Genomic DNA, 20,120 nt, shown 5'->3' with positions numbered 1-20,120 from the left:
AACCATTGATGAATGTATTTAGATCATTTATTGATAAAATATCTACAAAAAAGGGAGCTTGGCTGACTGTTATCATTTGGCTTGTTCTCATGATCGGGTTGAGTGCTGGGCCTAAACTGGGCGATTATAAAGTGAGCAATTTTCAATCTTTACCTAGTGATGCTCAGTCCATCGTGACCCAAAAGAAGTTAGATCAGTATTTCCCAAATGACAAAGGGACTCCGGGATTATATGTGTTCCATAACCCTAATGGAAAGCTGGCTATTCAAGATGTAAAAACGATCATTCAAGGAATCAAAGAGGCAAAGATTGAGGGAATTGAAGAAATTGTCGATGTGTCCGCATTGCCTCCTCAAGTGATATCTTCATTTTTATCAGAAGATCAATCGACCATGATTGTGCCAATGAATTTGAAAGCAGGATTAGGCAATGCTGATTATGCAAAGATTAATGATGAGACAACAGAAGTCGGTACAAACATAGCGAAGGGGCTAGATGCTGATTTTTATATTACTGGCCCAGCTGGTATAGCAGGGGATACGGTGAAGCTGTTTGAATCTGCCGACTTGAAGCTGTTATTCGCCACTGTTGCGATCATATTGGTTTTATTAATCGCCATTTATCGTTCCCCGTTATTAGCGATCATCCCATTATTTGCAACGGTGATTGTCTATCAAGTGGTGAATCAAGTCGTGGCTTTACTTGGCGTCGGTGGACTTGAAATCAATAACTCGACCACTTCGATTATGAGCATTTTGTTATTTGCTGCTGTGATTGATTATTCATTGTTTGTTTTCTCACGTTATCGTGAGGAGTTACAACATCATGAAAATCAATTTGAAGCGATGAAAGTGGCGATGCGTTCAACAGCCAAACCCGTATTATTTGCAGGCGGTACAGTATTTGCGGCTATGATCATATTATTTGTGGCGGATTTTCGTGATTATCAAAACTTTGCGCCAATCTTTGGTGCTGCGATGGTGGTCATTATGATGGCTTCTGTCACACTGATTCCAGCCTTGTTTGCATTATTTGGCCGCAAAGCATTTTGGCCGAAAGTGCCCAAATATGGTGAAGCGAAAGAAGTGAAACATGGCATTTGGGGGCCTATTGCAAAGTTTGTTGTTCGAAAACCAGGATTGATTGGCGGTGCTGTCTTACTGTTTTTACTTGTGACAGGGGCGAATGTTTTCAATTTACATTATGAATTTAACTCAGTGAAAAATTTCCCGAAGGATTTACCTTCTCGTGTCGCATTTGAAATCGTCGAGGATCAATTTAATAAAGGTGATCTAGCCCAGACAACGGTGCTAGTGACCGGTCAAAACCTATCTCAGGAACATTTACAAGAAATCTCTTCTCAATTCTCAGAAAATGACCAAATAGGGTCGGCTCGTCCTTCGGGAGTTACCAAAGATGGAGAGCATGGCAAAATGACGATATCATTGAAGGTGAATCCATACAGTATAGAGGCCATTGAATTTTTAAAAGAATTCCGTACAGATCAATCCACGTATCGTTTATCAGATGGTCAAGAGGTTCAGCTATCTTTTGCGGGCACAACGGCTAAATTAGTGGATGAACAACAAGTGAATCAATCAGATATTCAAAAGATTGTTTTGCTGGAAACGTTACTCATTCTTCTCTTGTTACTCGTTCTGACACGCTCGATCAAAATGTCGATTTATATGATGGCGACGATTTTAATCTCCTTTGTATCTGCTTTAGGGTTAGGCATTTTCTTAGTTGATGTGTTATTTGGTTATGATGCCATTTCTACTCGTGCCCCTGTTTATGCCTTTATCTTTTTAGTGGCTTTAGGAATTGACTATAATATCATCCTTGTGAGCCGTTTCTTAGAAGAACGTAAAACGTTACACGTCAAAGCTGCATTAGAAGTGGCGATACGAAACACAGGAGGGGTCATTTCTTCAGCGGGAATCATTCTTGCCGCGACGTTTGCCGCATTAATGACCATGCCCATTACCGACTTATTTATCTTTGGATTTATTGTCGCTATTGGGATTATCATCGATACATTCTTAGTTCGAGGAATGTTGCTGCCGTCGCTCATATTATTCTTTGAAAAAGACAAAGCTAAGGCGATAAAGGAGGAAGGATAATTGCATGTATTGGTCGTGGATGATGATGAAGCCATTTTGCAATTAGTGTCCATCCATCTAGAGCAGGCAGGATATCACGTGACAAAAGCAAGCAATGCTGAGGCAGCGCTTGCTTTTTTGCAACATCAGTCATTTGATCTCATGATTATTGATGTGATGATGCCTGGAATGGATGGCTTTCAGCTGGCTAGTATTGTGATCAAACAATATGAACTGCCTGTCATTATGCTGACAGCGAAAGGGCAAATTGAAGATAAGCAGCAAGGGTTTGAACAAGGGATTGATGATTATATCGTCAAACCATTTGAAACGAAAGAACTGCTATTCCGTGTAAATGCCATTTTACGCCGATATCGTAAATCCATAGAAGCTTTAACAACTGCGGGGAATATTCAGATTGATACGAACCGTTGGGAATTAACGATTGAGAATCAGCAATATATTTGGCCCATGCGGGAATTAGAAATTCTCCATTATCTGCTGCAGCGGGCAAACCGCAATGTGAGCCGCTGGGATTTAATTGATGACATTTGGGGGGATACGTTAGAACAACCCGAATTCACATTAAACACCCATATTAACCGCATTCGTGAGAGATTAAAAAGAGCTAAAGCGAATGTTGAAATTGTGACAATTCGTGGTTTTGGCTATCAACTAGAGGTAAAAGAATGAGACTACAACAACGGTTTATGTTATATACGTGTTTGATTGTTTGTATCAGCATCTTTGTTGGGTTTATTTGTTCGAATCTGATTTACAATGCCTTTGTAAAAGAGCAATTAAATGATCGTTATTTAGTGATTGCGGAGCAGTTATCGAAACAAATCAAAGAACACGAAATCACATTACAGGCCTCTTCCGATTTTCTGCAAACCATGAGCGATCTAGGGTATCAAATTGCATTGGTTAAAGAAGATGGAGAAATGCGGATGTTTGGGGAACCCTTTAAAACGACACAATGGAATGACCAAATGCACGCCTTATTTGAAGGCGGAAAAGCATATAATGGGATCAAATCCTTTAAAAATTCATATTTAATCATGAGTCATTTCGCAAATGATATAGAAAATACAGTGGGAACGAAAATAGAAATTGAAGGGGAAGAATGGGGATTATTTTTACGTCCGAATAATATTAGCCTTTTCACAGAATTTCATTTGATTATATTTGGGTTTATATTCGCCGTATTTATTAGCAGCATCATTGGCATTTTATTGATGTCTCGAAAGGTCACCCAATCCCTTTCAGAATTGACGAGCGCCACGCAAGAGATGGCCAACCATAACTTCCAGTACCCATTGATGATTAATCGAAAAGATGAAATTGGGCAGCTTGCCGATAGCTTTCGGATGATGCAGCAGAAGCTAGAGAATACAGATCAAGCGAGAAAGAAATTCGTGAATAACGTCTCGCACGATTTCCAATCGCCGCTGCTCAATATCCGGGGGTATTCTGAATTACTGGATGGGGAGCTTTCGTCAAGCGAAGGGAAAAAATACAATCACATTATTCAAACAGAAGCGAAGCGATTATCAAACTTAACGAAACAACTTCTCATTCTTACCTCAATTGATCAAGGGACATATCCAACGAATAAACAGCTAGTCAGGATCGATGATCAGCTTCATCAAGTGGTTCATTCAATGCTATGGCGGATAGAAGAGAAGGGCTTAGAAATTAAAATCGATTTACAGCCTGTCACTGTATATGCTGACCGTACATTGCTGATCAACGTATGGGAGAACTTAATTGGCAATGCGATTAAATACAACAAAGAGTACGGAGAGATCAGTATTCATTGTGAAGGAAATGAATCAGAAGCGGTCGTGAAGATCAGAGATACGGGGATTGGAATAGAAAAAGAGACATTGGAAAAAATATTTGAACGATTCTACAGGGTAGATCAAGCTCGAAATAAAGAAGGAATGGGTCTAGGATTATCGATTGTACAAGAAGTTCTCTCTTATCACGATGCTTCTATTGAGGTAGAAAGCAATGCGGAAGGAACGACTTTTACGACGTTTTTTCCAAAGGAGTAGTTAGTGAAGAATAGTCTCATTTGCGGTGTGTCAAATGAGACTTTTAAATGTCTATGGCAAGCCTACAACATCTTCTGAATCACGAACTGTAACAGACATGTTTTTAGCATTAATCATAATGACACAATCCCACGTTGGCTTCATTTGCAGTTCATCATTCTCATCAATACGGATAATCCCTTTAAATTCAACAGTCTGTTCTAGAAAGACCATTTTCTTTTCTGTATCATCTTTGACAGCTGTTAAATGTTCAGGATAGTGAACTGTCCAATCATAAAAAGTGATTTTCTTCATAGTTCCTCCTGCTTTTTTCATTCGTACACTTCTCCGAATACTTCTTCTGTTTGCCGGATTGTTAGAGTTTTGTTGGTTGGATCGATTGTAATGACACAATCCCAAGTAGGTTTGATTTGTAGCTCGTTGTTTTCATCTATCCAGATCACACCGTTTAATTCAATGGATGGTTCTAAAATGACCATCTTCTTTTCATGATGATCTGTTATTGCCGTTAAGTCTGCTTGTAATTGAATGGTCCAGTCAAAAAACGCTATTTTTTCATGAGGTCTCCTCTCAATTTTGTTTATATTTCCATTATAACTTGCATGAGTTTCGACATGTTATTTGATCATTCTATTTTTTGGTATAATTAGATGTAAATAAAGAATGGATAAATGACTGATAAAAGTTTGAATTTAATCGGAGGTACGTATGAAGCAACTATACATGAAGCAGAAAGTATTTAGTCTAAGCGGCAGGTTTACAGTAAAGGATCAGCAGGAGAACGATGTGTATGTGGTCGAAGGCAGTTTTATGAAGGTACCGAAGACGTTTACCATTCTGAATACAGAACGAGAAGAAATTGCTGTAATTACGAAGAAAATGTTTAGCTTTTTGCCGAAGTTTTTAGTAGAAGTTGGTGGTCAAGAGGTATTGACAATCAAAAAAGAGTTTACGTTCTTTAAAGCAAAATATTCAATTGATGCAGCGGGTATAGAAGTGCAAGGTAACTGGTGGGATATGAATTTCCAGGTGCTGCAGAATGGCGAAGTGATCGGCCAGGTGAAGAAGGAATGGTTTACTTGGGGTGACAGCTATAAGGTTGATATTTTGAAAGAAGAGATGGAGCCTGTGATGATTGCGCTCGTTGTTGCGATTGATTGTGTGAAGGCTGATGAAGCAGCGTCTAGGTCTTCGTCGTCGACAACGACGAATTAGACAAATATGTTCTTAAAGTATAATGAATTGAAGAAGAGTGATAGGACATTACTCTTCTTCATTAATCAGTAGAACGAATCATGTTACTTTACTTTTCAATGGGGTACTTCTCTCCATTTTTTATTAATTTTTCTTCAATTATTTCTTTTACATTTAGATGAAGATCTGAACAAAGCATAAGAGAAAATATTAAGATATCTGCTATTTCCTCTTTGATATTTTCTTCGTTCGCCTCAAGAGCTTCTTCATTACTTTTCCATTGGAAGTCTTCAAGCAGTTCAGCTGCTTCTATCGAAATTGAGATGGCCAAGTCTTTTGGATTATGATATTGTCTCCAGTTCCGATCATCTCTAAATTGATTAATCGAATGTATTAAATCTTTGATCTCAGTCATATTTGCCTCCCTCAGTTAACTCATGCAATTTTCTTCTCAATTTTTCATCTGTTGCATAAATATAAAGACCGTGGATGCCTCTTTTCATCAGAACGTTAATTGAGTTTAGTATAATCTTTTCTTTTGCCTGTTTGATTTCCTCTGGAGACATGTCACTTCTTGATGTGAATGCACCTGTGTCTTTATAATTTGACGTGTCTATGAGAAGTTCATCCTTTTCTTCATCATAGCTGATAGAAGGGCCAAGTATGACGCCGACATAATTTAAATCAAATCCTTGAACCGTATAGATTGAGCCCACTTCTCTAACTGAATCTGCATGTTCAGCCCATGTCCATTTATCATTTGTAAAATTCCATGGCATATTAATACCGTCTTCATCTACGATATAGGCAGTTCCATCTTTTTTATGTAAAAAGTCAAAGGTAGATACAATGCGGGATAGGCCTACTTCATTATCTTTTTCTTGAATGGCAGTTTTAAATTGATTAGGATTCTCAAAAATTTTGAGTTCGAAAGATTCCTGTTTTTTAGGCAGAGTTAATAATCGTTTTGAGACAAACTGGTCAATCCATTTCAACGTATCAGTATCAGCATGCATACGCATCTGTTCTGTAAGTTTCACAGTCTTGGCATGGTATCTGTTTGTTATTTCCTCGAGTAATTTTTCATTCCAGTAGCTTTTAATTTTGAGTACCTGCTTTGGGTCAAAAATGACAATGGTGATTTTACTTCGTTTGATAATCTCCTCAAGTTGGTTTTGGTAATGGAAGTTATTGTACTTATCATCTTTTGTTAATAAAAGGTGGGCTTCATCAATTAACACGATGTCAGCTATATCACCTGACTTTGTCATCTGATTAATAAACGAGGTTGGCCTCATAATTTGTTTCTTCTTCAGATTTGGCAGACTCATTGCGATGTTTTGATATGTTTTAAGCATTTCCGCATGATTCACAAGTAAATAATTGCTCTTTTTGTTTAAGACAGATTCCATATCATTTGATAAATCCTGAATCGTATTAAAGAGAGAACTTAGTAAAACACTCTTCCCAGTTCCTGCATCACCCTCTATCGAAATCACATGGTGACCGGACTGTTTGATATGCTCTTTACAAAAAGATAAGATTTCATTTTTAATTTCTACTTGTTGAGGTGATAATTCTTTATAGGGAGACAGTTTATAAATATCTCTATTTTTTAATGTTTCTATTGAATGAGTAACGATCTCCTCTTTTTGAAGTTGCTTCCATACCTCTTCAAAGACAGTTTCATTGTAAAAGTCTTTCTGATAATAATGGTGCATTTCCCTCGATCGTGTCTGGCTAACATTTTTTAATTGAAAACGATTTTCTGCAATAAAGTAGTTTATGAGATTTGTCTCAATATTGTAAGAGGCGGATTGATGAAATCGTTCATGTCCAATCAGAATTGTTTTAGTTAATTTGTTCTTTTTTGGGTCTTTCAAATGATCCTTCAAACGTCTGCTAGCTTGGACTGACTGACCAATATAAGCAGATGGTTTCCTCTTTTCATCATAAAGAATATAGACAATAGGTTGATTATGAAATACGGTTGTTCGTAAAGAAAGAATTTGATCTGTCATAAAATCGCGTTTTTCAATAATAAGTTCACTCATTTAGCAAGCCCCTGTAGTCTTTTTGCCTATTATCGTATCATAAATTTAGCAAAATATCTCAGTGGCTATAGGTGTAAATATTGAATCTCGAGATAAATTAGACATGTTGAGTTATTTTTCGATTTACGATATGAAAATACGAGGTGAGCACACTGATCACATTCCAATACAAAGTATTTCTAACAGTCGTCGAGTGCGGCAGTTTTACAAAAGCCGGGGAGAAGCTAGGACTAACGCAGTCTGGAGTCAGTCATAATATTGCGAAGCTTGAGTCAGAATTAGGGGTAGTGCTGCTTCGGCGGAATCGAAACGGGTTGTCGTTAACGGATGCAGGTGAGCGGGTGATGCCGCATATTCGGCAAATCATTCATCATGCGTCATTGCTTGAGCAGGAGGCGGCGTTGATTCAAGGGATGGAAGTGGGAAATATCAAGATCGGAACGTTTTCTAGTTTTTCTTCAAAAATGCTTCCGCAGCTGATTCACCGTTTTACCAAAGTGTATCCCAATATCCAAGTAGAGTTATATGAAGGTGGTTATGAGGAGATTGAGGAATGGATTGCATCTGGTACGATTGATGTTGGTTTTTTAACGCAGCCATCGAGAGAATTCGAAACCATTCCACTTTTCCAAGATGAATTGGTGGTGCTCATGCAAGAGGATCATCGCTTCAATACGAAGAAAGTGATAGAAGTTGACTCGTTCCATGATGAAGCATTCATTATGCCAAAAGCGGGCTGTGACCTGCTCATTAAGAAATTATTAAAAGAAAGAGGCGTGAAGCCTCATGTTTTGTTTGAAATAGGAGACAACAATACGCTCATTTCTATGGTTCAAGAGGGACTTGGAGTGACCATTATTCCGACGTTAATTTTGCCGGAGCAGATGTCTGATACGAAAGTGATTCCACTTGAGAAAAGCGTATATCGTGAGATCAACTTGGCGTTCAAATCATTCAAAGCGGCATCTCCATCGGCTATAAGATGGATCGAAGTGGTCAAAGATCATTTCAAGTAGAATCAGCTTGAACAGGATGTCACCCATTCAAGCTGATGGTTTATAAGGTCAACACGCCGCGAATAGTGATAACCGCTGCGCCTGCCACTTTGATCACAGGCTTTGATTCATCCGGAATGACCGTGATAAGAAGGATGCCAGGTCTGCCGATGGCATCTCCTTGGGCAATGTGCAGGAGAGTGGTTTCTTGCTGAGAAATGATACCTTCCAAATAAAGATAGCCAGCCAATGCTCCGTTTGCTGCCCCTGTCACCGGATCTTCGGGTATCCCAATCCCAGGTGCAAAATCCCTCGTGTAAAGATCGACCTCTTTTGTGGTGTGAAATGAATAAAGGTGAGTCGTCGTGATATTTTGTTCTTTATTCATTTTCCCTAAAGCGGCTAAGTTCGGTGCCGCTTGATCGATGTCTTGCTGGTGCTTCATCGGAACGAGAAGATGCCAGTTTCCGGTGTTTGCTAATTTGATAGGATACGATGGATCAATGCGGTCACTGCTGATACCAAGCATGTCACTAAGCTCTTCTAAATCGATTATAAAATCCCGCGTTTCCGGTGTCACCTGCGTCATTTCCACATCGATGACTTTGCCATTTTCTTCGTGCCACACAACAGGAACCTTGCCAATCTTCGTTTCTAACACGACCCCTGTTTTCTCTTTTGCCAGCCCAAGCTCCGTCGCCAAAAGCCAAGTCAATCCAACAGTCGCATGCCCGCAGAAATTAACCTCTTCCGTAGGTGTAAAGTATTTGACGCGATAATCGGCTTCCTTATCATGGGCAGGCAGCAAGAAGACGGATTCCGGTAAATTCAACTCCTTGGCAATGCTCTGCATCTCATCCTCCATTAAAAGATCACCATCCAACACGACCCCAGCAGCATTTCCTCCAAATTTCTCAGTTGTAAACGCATCGACATGGTACACCCTAACATCTCTCATATAATGAATCCCCCTATACATTCTTGTTACGTTTATCATAAGTTTGATTAATGCATTCGTAAAATGAATCTTTTTGATACTTTAAATCGGAAGTGTTCATGTAAGTGAAGGAGTTTTCTCAGAATACAGGTTTGAGTAAAGTATAATGAAAGAAAAAATAAAGAGAGGGATGCATGATAGCTATAGGTGGATACATCAATATTGGCATCGTTTTTTATGAGACCATTCATTTACCAAATGCTTTTCGCCAATTGGCTGATTATCTAGCTGAAAAAGAAATGTCTATTACCAAAGTAAAGTATAGTAAGGATTCTGATGGCGAAATAGGGATTGAACAAAGTATAAAAGAGAACATCATCAAAGATGATAACTTTTCAGGTTATTATACAGAGTTTGAATTGTCGGGGTCGAAGCTAAATGATATGACCATCAACATACAAAAAGAAACAGGTTATGTAGGGTTTGTTATCTGTTTAAAGTGGACAGAGGTTGTTTCTCATGATTTCATTCATCTTCAGCAGGAGATCATACGCTGTCTTGTGAATCTTTATCATACGATTATGTTTGAATATGCGTTCATTGGACATGAAATTGAAGTCGAGATTCATCCAGATGAGTTTGAAAAGTGTCTGCAAGAACAGCATGCTTTTCCAGTTGCTCTAATTGGCAAAGGAGATCACATAGACATTTATTATGGTGATGTGGCGATTGACGGTCTTTCTTCTCAAAAAAGAAGGAGGGAAAGTTTAAAGGTTGTAAGGTAAATCGTAAAAAAGCCTCCTGAATGTCTCAGGAGGCTTTTTCCAACCATCACCCATAATAATTATTCGCTTGAATAAAAAATTGGGATTGCATGTAGTTATATGTGATTTTCGAGAAATCGAAAGGCTGGCCGTTTGTGAGATGAAAGACGGTTTCGACACGGAGAGCGGGATCGTCTTGTTTAAGGCCGAGGTGTTTTGCTTCGGTTTCATTCAGTTTGCCTACTTGCAAGTACATATCGGAAAAGCCGACTTTGAGCCCAAGGCCTTCACTGATAAATTTAAAAACAGAATCGGCGGCAATTTCTGTGTTGAGATAGGGAATGATGGTTTTTCGGTAATAGGATTCTTCTAGACATAAGGTTTGTCCATTGATGTAACGGATGCGTTTGAGGTAAAAAACATCTTCATCTTGTTCAATATTCAAATTAAGCGCTGCTTCTTCAGGCGGTTTGAGGGTGTCTAGCATTAAAACCTCTGAAGTCAATTGAAATTCCTCTAAATCTTTTTTAAACCCTTGGTTGGATAAAAGGCTAATGTAGCCCTTGCGCCTGTGTCTTCGAACAAAGATGCCGCTACCCCTCACTTGATAGATAATTCCTTTTCTTTCGAGTAAGTCTAATGATTTAATAATGGTGCTTTTGCTCACAGCAAATTGGCTCATGAGGGTTTCGAGTACAGGAAGCTTGTCCCCTTGCTGCAGCTCATGGGTGACAATATATTTTTCAATATCGCTCGCAATTTGTTGATACTTTAACATAGCCATTCCTCTTTGTTTTCACGATTTATTGTCTTTGATTATAGCACATACCGATTTTTCTTTGATATGCTAAATGAAATTATATAGGCATTGATAAATTGTACCGGTATAATTATAATGTATATATACTATTGGTGATAAAGGGGGGGTTTATATGTCAAAAGTGAGGGATTATCAAAAGCTCGCAGAAGACATCTTAGAGGCAGTTGGCGGAGAAGAAAATGTGGTGAGTGCCGCAAGATGCGCCACGCGGCTGCGTTTGGTACTAAAACGTTCAAATCCTAAGGCTAAGGAAGCAGTCAATGCGATGCCTGGCGTTATTACCGTGGTGGAAAACGGTGGTCAATTTCAGGTCGTCATCGGCCAGCATGTTGGTGAGGTATACGAGCATTTTTCAAGCCTTGTTCAGCTTCAAACGTCAGATGATGACCAGCCTAATGAAAACAAAGGAACGATACTGAACCGTGTCATCGCGACCATGTCCGCTGTGTTTGCGCCTTTTGTGTATATTTTGGCCGCAGCTGGTATTTTGCAAGGTGCACTTATCCTCATTAATTTGTTATTTCCAAGCTTTTCGAAAACGGGAACGTATGAAGTCTTTAGTTTTATTTCCTGGGCGCCGTTTACGTTCTTGCCAATCTTTATTGCCATCACAGCAGCCAAGCATTTTAAAACGAATATGTATATCGCCGTGGCGTGTACAGCAGCGCTTGTTAGTCCGGCATGGACAGAAATTGCTGGACGTGTAGCTTCAGGTGAAGGCGTTACCTTTTTAGGGATTGCATTATCTGAAACTGTTTATACGTCATCCGTTTTGCCTCCGCTGTTCTTAGTGTGGATTCTTTCATATGTAGAGAGATTTTTAAACAAACGGATTCACGAGGTTGTCAAACCGTTATTTGTGCCATTTCTCTGTATGGTCGTCATGGTTCCGTTAACCATTCTATTAATTGGTCCTCTTTCAACAGCAGGTGCAAATGGGATTGCAAACGGATACAACATTTTAGCAGAAAATGTACCGGCTTTAGCAGGCGCCATTATCGGTGGATTCTGGCAAGTGCTTGTCATTTTCGGCGTTCACTGGGGCATCACGCCAATGGTGCTCGCCAACTTTGAACAATACGGACGGGACTCCTTCCAGGCATATCAAACCATCGCTGTTATCGCTCAGGTCGGCGCAGTGTTAGGGGTTATTTTAAAAGCAAGAAACCGTGAAACTAGGAAAGTCGGAGTGTCAGCTGGAATCACGGGACTCTTCGGAATCACCGAGCCAGCGATTTATGGTGTTACCTTACGCTTTAAAAAGCCGTTTATTTTCGGATGTATTTCTGGAGCAGCCGGTGCCATCGTTGCCAGCTTCTTCACACCTTATTACTTTGCGTATGCAGGTTTGCCTGGTCCGCTGACAATTGTGAACGGAATTAGTGCAGATTATCCAACATCGATCATTGGTATTTTAATTGGTGTGGCAATTGCGCTGATTTTACCAGTTGTACTCATTCAAATGTTTGGTTATGGGGAAGATACAGTAGAACAGACCGCCGGCGCAACAGCTATCAAAGATCAAAATGAAGAAAATAAAAATGCTTCGATGAACAATGAAGAAACAATCACTGCACCACTTACTGGAAAAGTGCTCGCATTATCTGAAGTACCAGATGCTGTATTTAGCTCTGGGGCGATGGGCAAAGGGTTTGCCATTGAACCGACAGACAATAAGCTGTATGCACCGTTTGACGGCAGCGTCGTCATGCTTGCACCAACAAAGCATGCCATTGGACTTCGTTCAGAATTTGGTGTGGAGTTACTTGTTCACGTAGGAATTGATACGGTTTCTCTAGATGGCTCAGCGTTTACACTCAAGATCAAAGAAGGTGACAAGGTAAAGAAGGGTGATTTGTTGATGACATTTGATCAAGAAGCCATTGAAAGCAAAGGATTAAAAACAGTCACACCGATCATCATCACCAATACACAAGCGTACGAAGATGTGATCGTGGAAAAACAATCGACATGTCAGCCAACGGACGTCATGATCACAATTGTGAAATAGGAGGAATAGATAATGACATTACCAAAAGATTTTCTATGGGGCGGCGCATTAGCTGCACATCAATTTGAAGGTGGATGGAATGAAGCAGGAAAAGGTCCAAGTGTTGTGGATGTAATGACAGCTGGTGCTCACGGAGTACCGAGACAAATGACGGAGACGATAGAAGACAGCAAATTTTATCCGAACCATGAAGCAATCGATTTCTATCATCGTTACAAGGAAGATATCGCGATGTTTGCTGAAATGGGGTTAAAATGCCTGCGTACATCGATCGGCTGGAGCCGGATTTTCCCTAAGGGGGATGAAGCGGAACCGAATGAAGCAGGTTTACAATTCTATGATGATGTATTCGATGAACTTCTCAAGCATGGCATCGAGCCTGTGATTACGCTGTCTCACTTTGAGATGCCGCTTCACTTGGCAAGAGAATACGGCGGATTCAGAAGCCGAAAAGTTGCTGAATACTTCGCAAAATTCGCAGAAGTGTGCTTCAATCGATACAAGGACAAGGTCACATACTGGATGACATTTAATGAAATCAATAACAAAATGGATGTCAACAACCCACTGTTCCTTTGGACAAACTCAGGGGTATCAGTCAAAGAAGGCGAAAATGCCAAAGAAGTCATGTATCAAGCAGGACACCATGAATTACTTGCAAGTGCATGGGCAGTAGCCAAAGGAAAAGAAATCAATCCTGCTTTTCAAATTGGTGCAATGGTTTCTCATGTGCCAATCTATCCATATTCCTCAAATCCAGAGGATGTCATGCTTGCTGAAGAATATATGAGACAACGCTATTTCTTTCCAGATGTACAAGTTCGGGGCTACTATCCAAGCTATGCACTGAAAGAATTCGAACGCGAAGGCTATCATATTCCGTTTGAAGAAGGTGATGAAGAAAGCTTAAGAAAAGGGAAAGTAGATTATCTTGGCTTTAGCTACTACATGTCGACAACGGTTAAAAGTGATGCGGTGTCTGATAACGACGGAGACATTGTCAACGGAGCCCTTCCGCATGGTGTAGATAATCCTTATATCAAATCAAGCGACTGGGGCTGGTCCATTGACCCAACAGGCTTAAGATATACGTTGAATCGTTTTTACGATCGTTATCAAATCCCGCTCTTCATCGTTGAAAATGGGTTTGGTGCCATTGATCAAGTGGAGGAAGACGGCTCCATTCATGATCCAGAACGAATTCAATATCTCGCTTCTCATATCGAAGCACTGAAAAAGGCCATCGAATACGACGGTGTTGACCTGATTGGCTACACACCTTGGGGTATCATTGACATCGTGTCATTCACAACAGGCGAAATGAAAAAACGCTACGGCATGATCTATGTTGACCGCGACAACGAAGGCAACGGTTCAATGAAGAGACTCAAAAAAGATTCGTTTACTTGGTACCAAAACGTCATTGCCACGAATGGTGAAGAAGTGTAATAAAGAAAATAATAGAAGCCCGGATGAGCGTGGTATATGCTTGTTCGGGTTTTTCATCGTTTATGTTTTAATAGAGACTGAATACAAAGAAAAAAGAGAGTAATAGCGACAAAATAGTTCATTGGATTGTGAAGGATATTCATGTTCAAGGATATTTGAAGAAGAATCCAAAGGACGAATATTACCATAACAACAGGAATAATTTTTTTATACATATGGATACTCCTTTTGAGAGTGGTTTGTTTTTAGTTAGCATTGTCTCATATCGCTGCAGAGGTTGAAAAGAGATAAAGATATGAATAGGTTTTATTACATGATTTGATGTAATGAATTTTCTAATGAAGTATGTATCGTAATGATAAGTACGAGATGGAAAGGGAAGATTAAGGTCGCTAACATGAATAACTCTAAAGCAAAAATGGACACCTTAAAAAGAAGAAGCAGAAGAAAGCACTTAATGAACGAATTAAGCTATATGACACTACCAGGAAACGTATTTTTAGATATCGAAGAAAATCAATTGTTTTGTCAAAAGGTTTTTACTTTCCTTCAATCAAGAGAAGATAAAATTCAAATACATGGAAACCACTACCGAGAGCGTCTCAATTCCCTCAAATTTAAGCAATTCACTATCATTACTTTTCACATTCATATAAAATAAGAGCAGTGAAAAATTGAAGAAATGCTTGATACATGAAGGGCATGTAAGCTGCGAGCTGCATGACATGATGAGATGTATGAACGTGAAGGCTGTAAAGCTGTTCTTCCTCACACATGAGATCTTATAAGCGGTCACTTCATTGCGATGGTGTTGAGGGGTGTGTCAGGATGAGGAATCCGTATGTGAGAACGGCTTCTAGTCTGTATATTAATTACTTTTTATTAGGTATGGTCAATATAATTTTGGCTTCCAATATGCCATTTTTAATCAAACAGTTAGATACCAATAGTGCAGGAATTAGTTATATGATTTCGGCGCTTGGCATTGGCAGGGTACTTACGTATGGTTTATCGGGCGTGCTGTCAGATCGTTTTGGGCGGAAGCCGGTCATTTTGGTTTCGGGTGTGCTCATGGCGGTGTTCCTGATCGGAATTCCATTGTCTCCGAATTATCAAATTGCGTTTGCGTTTGCGATTTTGGCAGGAGTCGCGAATTCAGCGATGGATGCTGGGACGTATCCTGCATTAATGGAGGCTTTCCCGCAAAACTCGGGATCTGCGAATGTGATGGTGAAGGCCTTTATATCAATTGGGGCAACCATTTTGCCACTCGCGATTTTCTTTTTGGCAGAGCATGATTTGTTTTATGGAATGGCATTTTTTGTTCCTGCTCTGATCTATCTTGTGAATGTTTTGATGCTGTGGACCTTGCCATTTCCGAATCATCGCAAGGTAGAACAAGTCCAGGTAACGGACCATGACGGACTTCCGCGCTTCTCGACAGAGCCTACATTTTGGAGAGAAGGGATCGCACTCATTGTGATCAGCTTTACGTCAAATGGGTTATATGCTTTGCCGCAAATTTGGCTTCCTACGTACGGTGAGGCTATATTGGGGATGGCATCGGGCAGTGCTGTGAAACTGCTCAGTTACTATAGCATGGGCGGGCTGCTGTCTGTCGTGATGCTCGCATTTCTGTTGCGCCGTTTTGTCCGTCCAGTCACTGTGCTGCTGATCTATCCAATCATTACGCTTGTTTCCATTTGTGTGCTCTTGGTCGTGAAATCCCCAGTCATCGGAACCGTCAATGCGTTTGTATTGGGATTTTCAACAGCAGGAGTCTTTCAGCTGACGTTAACTGTGATGGCTGAATTCTTCTGGAAAAACAAAGGGACGATGACAGGGATTATCTCCACTGCGGGCGGCGTGTCGGCTATCGTCATCCCGGTTGTAACAGGTTTAATTCAGAGTCACTCGTCCATTTTACAAATCTTTATGTTCGATGCAGTGGTGGCTGTTGCGGCCATTATCGGCGCATTGTATATCCTGTATCGATACCGCCAAATCATGGTACATGATTAAAAAAAGACGACCTCCGTTCAGGGAAGTCGTCTTTTTTTTGTATTAGAATCGGTCATTTTCAAAAAGAATTTGTTTTACTTGATCAACTGGCATATCTTCACCAGTAAAGAGTTTGTAAGCAAGTGCACCTTGCCATAGCATCATTCCAAGACCGTTAATGGTTTTGGCGCCAGCTTCCTGTGCTTGCGCAAGAAGCTTTGTTTTTTGCGGGTTGTATACGACATCAGTCACGATCAAATCTTCACGAAGTACATCAAGTGTATCATCGATAATGCTGAGTTGATCTAGTGGTTTCATGCCAAGGCTTGTCCCATTTGCTAGAATCGCGCTTTCTGCTACTTCACGGCGGAACGCGTCTTTGTCTTCAAGTGGGAAAATGTTTGCTTTGACACCGAAAGATTTCATTTCGTTGTTGATATAATTTACATTTTCTTCTGCTTGAACAAAGTATTGATCATTACGAGCGAAAATACTAATTTCACGAATGCCAGATTGTGCAAGCTGAATCGCAATCGGAGTCGCCGCACCGCCAGAGCCAACGAGAGTGACCTTTTTACCGGCTAATTCAACGCCATGTTCAATCAAGTTTCTCACATACCCAAGACCGTCTGTGTTGTAACCGATGAGCTTACCATCCTTGTTGACAACGGTATTGCTTGCACGTGTGTATCTTGCAGAATCGTCTAGTTCGTCTAAGTAATCTAGTACTTTCATTTTGTTCGGCATAGAGACGTTAAATCCAGCTGCACCCATTGCTTTCATACCGTATACGGCTGCTTCTAGTTCATCGTTCCCTACTTCAAATGCGAGATAAGCATAGTTGATCCCTGTTAGTGTATAGCCAAGGTTATGCATCCGTGGTGAAAGGCTGTGCCCGATTGGTGTAGCAAGAAGACCGACTAATTTTGTTTTCCCATCAATATTTCGTTCATGTATGTTTGTCATGATTGACATCTCCTTAATTATCTAAATAATTTTTTCATGCGTCCAAGAACAAAGACCGCTAGCAATACGCTCATAACCGCAATGATCATATCGAAAAATAACGTCATTTTAATATCGTACGTGCTGACCAATCCACTTGTAATGAGCGGCACGAGAATAAACGCGGAGCTTGCCGCAATGTTGACGTAGGATGAAGCCGTTGCTTTGTTTGTCGGGAATAGTTTCATCATAATACTCATCGCCAGCTGGAAGATTCCCGCTGTAAATAGCCCTAAGAAAAAAGTGCTGATAATGACAATGCTGTATGCTTCGATTTGGAAAAGTGAAAGCATTGCAAGGAACGCCCCAATTGGATAAATGATCGCTACCATAATCGGTGAAATGAATTTATCTAAGACGATCGATAGCAAGAGAACAGATACCAGTGCACCGATACTAAAATAAGATAGAAGCTGTGTGGCTTGTTCTGTGCCAAGTCCGATTAATTTTAACCCGAGCTGCGGAAGCCATGTCTGCCATACGACAAATAATGCAGTTGACGTGAATCCCATGAGTACAACAGCTAAGCCTTCGCCAAGCATTTTTGGTTCTTCTTTCAGCTGCTCCTGTACTGGAAGAGCGTCTTGTGAAGAAACTTGCTTATGGTTCGGGAAGGGCATAAAGATTAAGTAAATCCCAACAAGTAAATAAAGAAGTCCTAGTCCAAAGAAAGCCCAGCCCCAAAAGATGTCATGTGCCACTAGGAACGCCAAGATAAATGGAAGAACAGTCGCACCAATGGATACAGACGCCTTCACTAAAACAGAAGCCGAACTTGCTTTCTTCGGAAATGACTCTGTCAAAGCAGGATAGGTTCCTGAATCAAGCAGTGAATTTGCAATACCTGCTGAAATCGCAAGGATGAATGCCAGTGTATAACTCGTTGTCGTTGGAATACCGATTAAGAATAATAAGTAAAGAAAATTTCCTGTAATAATGACAGGCTTACGTCCCCAACTGTCGGCTAACCGGCCTGAGAAAAAGAGAGCAATGAGTTTACCAATTCCGATCGCCGATACAAGCAAGCTGATTTTCGGAATATCTACATGGTAACGTTCAGATAAGCTGTCCATGTTAGAAGCTACAATAATATTGATCATGCCAAGCATGAAGTAGTTTAAATACATTCCAAGTGATGATTTAATATAAGGATTTTTCATGTTCCCACTCCTATATTTGAAACCCCTTTAAGGTTAAATTCTTTGTATACCCTTTGATATTTCCTTACATGTACATAAGTCCATCACAACACCCCTTGTGTGATTGATGAGTAAAATAATGAATATTCATCTGTTCTTCATTTAAGTACATCGTTCTACTAAAATGTAAAAAATAATACCAGTCTTGATTAGAAAATGACAGTTCATGATTTGATCAGAATCATAAAAAATCAATTTCACCTGTTTTTTAATAGAAATAACGATAAGATGAAATAGGTATAACGATATACTAAAAGAAGCAACGAGATAAATATACTCCTGTGTTTTAAATGTGTCAAGTTTATGACTTTGTGATTTAAAAAAAGGAAAATGAAACAAAGAAATCATTGACTTGATCAACAAAAAAAGAGAATTGCTGCATGCAATTCTCTTTTTCATCATGAGGGAGCGGTTTCTCTAATATGAAGTTGAGGCTTTAAGATCAATCTCTGCAGCTCTTCATCCTGTTCGTTCATTTTATGATATAAAAGGTTCGCTGCTTTTACCCCGATGGATCGGGGGAAGGAGGAAACAGTGGTGAGCGGCGGATGGTACATCTCTGCTTCAGGAACATTATCGAATCCAACCACATCGATATCTTCACCAGGCTTAATGTCCTGTGCTGACAGTTCTTGAATGACCCCAAATGCGACTAGATCGCTAAAACAAAAAATAGCAGTAGGAGGCTCAGGCTGATCAAGCACTTGGCCAAGTGCTTCTTTCCCGCCTTCACGAGTAGGTTCTATGTCAATAATAAGAGAATCATCAATCGTCAGATTTTCTTCGTCATGTGCTTTTTTGAAACCTTTCATCCGCTCAATCCAAGTCGATGAGGTCTTGATGCCGCCTAAGAAGGCGATACGCCGATGCCCCTTTTGAAGAAGATGATGAACCGCCATCCAAGCACCTTGTTCATAATCAACACCGACATAGTCACATTGCACATCTGATAATTCACGATTTGCCAGTACTTTTGGGGTGCGAATTTGATTTAATTGTTTAACCGTTCGTGCAGAGCTTTTTGAAGCTGGGTTTAAAATAATCCCGCCCACTCGGTGCTCTACCATTGTGGAAATGAGCCGCTCCTGTTTATCGACACTGTCAAAGGTCGTACCAAGTAGAACAGTATAGCCCAGTGACTCAAGTGTGGTTTGCACGCCAATTAAAAACTCAGAAATAAAGGTGTTAGAAATATCCGTGACAATCACGCCAACGATATTTGAGCTTTTTGACCGCATGTTGGCAGCAACGCGGTCGTATACGTATCCTAAGTCCTCCATGGATTGCAGTACTTTTTTTCGAGTGGCTTCAGAGATTCTAGGATTATTTCGAACAACAAGTGATGCCGTTGAAGTCGAAACACCGGCATGCTTGGCGACTTCCTGTAATGTGACACGCTGTTTGTTCATTTTTTTCATTTGTTTTCACCAACTTCCATGGATTACCTAACTTTGTTCTTGATCAAGAGGGATTTCTCCATCAAACGAGCCGAACATCTTTTGATTTATTATACATGAATCAAGGGGGAT

The 20,120-nt window shown here is 40.1% G+C and carries 19 protein-coding genes; 9 read left to right on the top strand and 10 right to left on the bottom strand.

Annotated features, from left to right (window positions below):
* Nucleotides 1-8: 8 nt before the first annotated feature.
* Genes MHH68_RS18335 through MHH68_RS18325 form a run of 3 tightly spaced genes read left to right on the top strand, consistent with a single transcriptional unit; the run spans nucleotide 9 to nucleotide 4,162 of the window.
* Nucleotides 9-2,123: an MMPL family transporter gene (locus MHH68_RS18335; protein WP_339164592.1), complete on the top strand. Its 2,115-nt coding sequence runs from the start codon at nucleotides 9-11 to the stop codon at nucleotides 2,121-2,123.
* Complete coding sequence (locus MHH68_RS18330; RefSeq protein WP_323639872.1) at nucleotides 2,124-2,795, top strand: response regulator transcription factor; 672 nt, start codon at nucleotides 2,124-2,126, stop codon at nucleotides 2,793-2,795.
* On the top strand, nucleotides 2,792-4,162 hold the full coding sequence (locus tag MHH68_RS18325; protein ID WP_339164588.1) for an ATP-binding protein: 1,371 nt from the start codon (nucleotides 2,792-2,794) through the stop codon (nucleotides 4,160-4,162). The genes MHH68_RS18330 and MHH68_RS18325 overlap by 4 nt, the downstream gene beginning before the upstream one ends.
* Before the next feature lie 51 nt (nucleotides 4,163-4,213).
* Here the strand turns inward: MHH68_RS18325 and MHH68_RS18320 are convergent, their stop codons facing one another.
* Together MHH68_RS18320 and MHH68_RS18315 are read right to left on the bottom strand one after the other, a co-directional pair.
* Nucleotides 4,214-4,456, bottom strand: coding sequence for a hypothetical protein (locus tag MHH68_RS18320; RefSeq protein WP_061410283.1), 243 nt, complete (start codon nucleotides 4,454-4,456; stop codon nucleotides 4,214-4,216).
* Between the two features lie 17 nt (nucleotides 4,457-4,473).
* Nucleotides 4,474-4,641 (bottom strand): hypothetical protein, encoded by a 168-nt coding sequence (locus MHH68_RS18315; RefSeq protein ID WP_268497293.1) that lies wholly within the window; start codon nucleotides 4,639-4,641, stop codon nucleotides 4,474-4,476.
* Nucleotides 4,642-4,870: 229 nt separating this feature from the next.
* On the opposite strand from MHH68_RS18315, the gene MHH68_RS18310 reads away from it, so the two are divergent.
* Nucleotides 4,871-5,377, top strand: a complete 507-nt coding sequence (locus tag MHH68_RS18310; protein WP_339164584.1) for an LURP-one-related family protein — start codon at nucleotides 4,871-4,873, stop codon at nucleotides 5,375-5,377.
* A gap of 88 nt (nucleotides 5,378-5,465) precedes the next feature.
* On the opposite strand, the gene MHH68_RS18305 is transcribed toward MHH68_RS18310, so the two are convergent.
* Both MHH68_RS18305 and MHH68_RS18300 read right to left on the bottom strand, forming a co-directional pair.
* Nucleotides 5,466-5,771, bottom strand: coding sequence for a nucleotide pyrophosphohydrolase (locus tag MHH68_RS18305; RefSeq protein WP_339164582.1), 306 nt, complete (start codon nucleotides 5,769-5,771; stop codon nucleotides 5,466-5,468).
* Entirely contained in the window at nucleotides 5,764-7,410 is a 1,647-nt protein-coding gene (locus MHH68_RS18300; protein ID WP_339164580.1) for a DUF2075 domain-containing protein, read from the bottom strand. Before MHH68_RS18300 ends, MHH68_RS18305 begins: the two co-directional genes overlap by 8 nt.
* A gap of 143 nt (nucleotides 7,411-7,553) precedes the next feature.
* Here MHH68_RS18300 and MHH68_RS18295 point away from each other — a divergent pair, with 143 nt between their 5' ends.
* The gene (locus tag MHH68_RS18295) at nucleotides 7,554-8,426 is read left to right on the top strand and encodes a LysR family transcriptional regulator (RefSeq protein ID WP_339164578.1); all 873 of its coding nucleotides are present in this window, start codon (nucleotides 7,554-7,556) and stop codon (nucleotides 8,424-8,426) included.
* A gap of 40 nt (nucleotides 8,427-8,466) precedes the next feature.
* Here the strand turns inward: MHH68_RS18295 and MHH68_RS18290 are convergent, their stop codons facing one another.
* Nucleotides 8,467-9,363, bottom strand: a complete 897-nt coding sequence (locus MHH68_RS18290) for a PhzF family phenazine biosynthesis protein (protein WP_339164577.1) — start codon at nucleotides 9,361-9,363, stop codon at nucleotides 8,467-8,469.
* Between the two features lie 173 nt (nucleotides 9,364-9,536).
* Here MHH68_RS18290 and MHH68_RS18285 point away from each other — a divergent pair, with 173 nt between their 5' ends.
* The gene (locus MHH68_RS18285) at nucleotides 9,537-10,127 is read left to right on the top strand and encodes an Imm64 family immunity protein (protein WP_339164575.1); all 591 of its coding nucleotides are present in this window, start codon (nucleotides 9,537-9,539) and stop codon (nucleotides 10,125-10,127) included.
* 46 nt (nucleotides 10,128-10,173) lie between these two features.
* Here the strand turns inward: MHH68_RS18285 and MHH68_RS18280 are convergent, their stop codons facing one another.
* Nucleotides 10,174-10,884: a GntR family transcriptional regulator gene (locus MHH68_RS18280; RefSeq protein ID WP_310425077.1), complete on the bottom strand. Its 711-nt coding sequence runs from the start codon at nucleotides 10,882-10,884 to the stop codon at nucleotides 10,174-10,176.
* A 154-nt stretch (nucleotides 10,885-11,038) separates the two neighbouring features.
* On the opposite strand from MHH68_RS18280, the gene MHH68_RS18275 reads away from it, so the two are divergent.
* Together MHH68_RS18275 and bglA are read left to right on the top strand one after the other, a co-directional pair.
* Nucleotides 11,039-12,937, top strand: a complete 1,899-nt coding sequence (locus MHH68_RS18275) for a beta-glucoside-specific PTS transporter subunit IIABC (protein WP_339164572.1) — start codon at nucleotides 11,039-11,041, stop codon at nucleotides 12,935-12,937.
* Between the two features lie 9 nt (nucleotides 12,938-12,946).
* Nucleotides 12,947-14,386 carry a 6-phospho-beta-glucosidase BglA gene (gene bglA / locus MHH68_RS18270; protein ID WP_216888370.1) on the top strand — a complete coding sequence of 480 codons (1,440 nt, stop codon included), beginning with the start codon at nucleotides 12,947-12,949 and terminating at the stop codon, nucleotides 14,384-14,386.
* Nucleotides 14,387-14,439: 53 nt separating this feature from the next.
* On the opposite strand, the gene MHH68_RS18265 is transcribed toward bglA, so the two are convergent.
* Nucleotides 14,440-14,601, bottom strand: a complete 162-nt coding sequence (locus tag MHH68_RS18265) for a hypothetical protein (RefSeq protein ID WP_254107637.1) — start codon at nucleotides 14,599-14,601, stop codon at nucleotides 14,440-14,442.
* Nucleotides 14,602-15,214: 613 nt separating this feature from the next.
* Between MHH68_RS18265 and MHH68_RS18260 the strand changes: the two genes are divergently transcribed.
* A complete protein-coding gene (locus MHH68_RS18260) occupies nucleotides 15,215-16,408 on the top strand; it encodes an MFS transporter (protein ID WP_339164568.1) in 1,194 nt (397 codons plus the stop codon).
* A gap of 42 nt (nucleotides 16,409-16,450) precedes the next feature.
* Here MHH68_RS18260 and MHH68_RS18255 read toward each other — a convergent pair whose 3' ends face one another.
* The 3 genes from MHH68_RS18255 to MHH68_RS18245 all read right to left on the bottom strand — a co-directional run bounded on the left by MHH68_RS18255 (nucleotide 16,451) and on the right by MHH68_RS18245 (nucleotide 20,009).
* Nucleotides 16,451-17,353 carry a shikimate dehydrogenase gene (locus MHH68_RS18255; RefSeq protein WP_058013249.1) on the bottom strand — a complete coding sequence of 301 codons (903 nt, stop codon included), beginning with the start codon at nucleotides 17,351-17,353 and terminating at the stop codon, nucleotides 16,451-16,453.
* Between the two features lie 17 nt (nucleotides 17,354-17,370).
* Nucleotides 17,371-18,552: an MFS transporter gene (locus MHH68_RS18250; RefSeq protein WP_144461435.1), complete on the bottom strand. Its 1,182-nt coding sequence runs from the start codon at nucleotides 18,550-18,552 to the stop codon at nucleotides 17,371-17,373.
* Between the two features lie 437 nt (nucleotides 18,553-18,989).
* On the bottom strand, nucleotides 18,990-20,009 hold the full coding sequence (locus MHH68_RS18245) for a LacI family DNA-binding transcriptional regulator (RefSeq protein ID WP_306011485.1): 1,020 nt from the start codon (nucleotides 20,007-20,009) through the stop codon (nucleotides 18,990-18,992).
* Nucleotides 20,010-20,120 lie beyond the last annotated feature (111 nt).

Source organism: Bacillus sp. FSL K6-2841, assembly GCF_037976435.1.
Lineage (GTDB): Bacteria > Bacillota > Bacilli > Bacillales > Bacillaceae > Bacillus > Bacillus pumilus.
This window is presented reverse-complemented; position numbering and strand designations above follow the sequence as displayed.

Coding starts and splice junctions, on each gene's coding strand:
- MHH68_RS18280 (WP_310425077.1), bottom strand. CDS start 10,884: ATGTTAAAGTATCAACAAATTGCGAGCGATATTGAAAAATATATTGTC.
- MHH68_RS18335 (WP_339164592.1), top strand. CDS start 9: ATGAATGTATTTAGATCATTTATTGATAAAATATCTACAAAAAAGGGA.
- MHH68_RS18320 (WP_061410283.1), bottom strand. CDS start 4,456: ATGAAGAAAATCACTTTTTATGATTGGACAGTTCACTATCCTGAACAT.
- MHH68_RS18260 (WP_339164568.1), top strand. CDS start 15,215: ATGAGGAATCCGTATGTGAGAACGGCTTCTAGTCTGTATATTAATTAC.
- MHH68_RS18265 (WP_254107637.1), bottom strand. CDS start 14,601: ATGTATAAAAAAATTATTCCTGTTGTTATGGTAATATTCGTCCTTTGG.
- MHH68_RS18250 (WP_144461435.1), bottom strand. CDS start 18,552: ATGAAAAATCCTTATATTAAATCATCACTTGGAATGTATTTAAACTAC.
- MHH68_RS18245 (WP_306011485.1), bottom strand. CDS start 20,009: ATGAAAAAAATGAACAAACAGCGTGTCACATTACAGGAAGTCGCCAAG.
- MHH68_RS18325 (WP_339164588.1), top strand. CDS start 2,792: ATGAGACTACAACAACGGTTTATGTTATATACGTGTTTGATTGTTTGT.
- MHH68_RS18310 (WP_339164584.1), top strand. CDS start 4,871: ATGAAGCAACTATACATGAAGCAGAAAGTATTTAGTCTAAGCGGCAGG.
- MHH68_RS18290 (WP_339164577.1), bottom strand. CDS start 9,363: ATGAGAGATGTTAGGGTGTACCATGTCGATGCGTTTACAACTGAGAAA.
- MHH68_RS18315 (WP_268497293.1), bottom strand. CDS start 4,641: ATGGTCATTTTAGAACCATCCATTGAATTAAACGGTGTGATCTGGATA.
- MHH68_RS18285 (WP_339164575.1), top strand. CDS start 9,537: ATGATAGCTATAGGTGGATACATCAATATTGGCATCGTTTTTTATGAG.
- MHH68_RS18305 (WP_339164582.1), bottom strand. CDS start 5,771: ATGACTGAGATCAAAGATTTAATACATTCGATTAATCAATTTAGAGAT.
- MHH68_RS18275 (WP_339164572.1), top strand. CDS start 11,039: ATGTCAAAAGTGAGGGATTATCAAAAGCTCGCAGAAGACATCTTAGAG.
- MHH68_RS18300 (WP_339164580.1), bottom strand. CDS start 7,410: ATGAGTGAACTTATTATTGAAAAACGCGATTTTATGACAGATCAAATT.
- MHH68_RS18255 (WP_058013249.1), bottom strand. CDS start 17,353: ATGACAAACATACATGAACGAAATATTGATGGGAAAACAAAATTAGTC.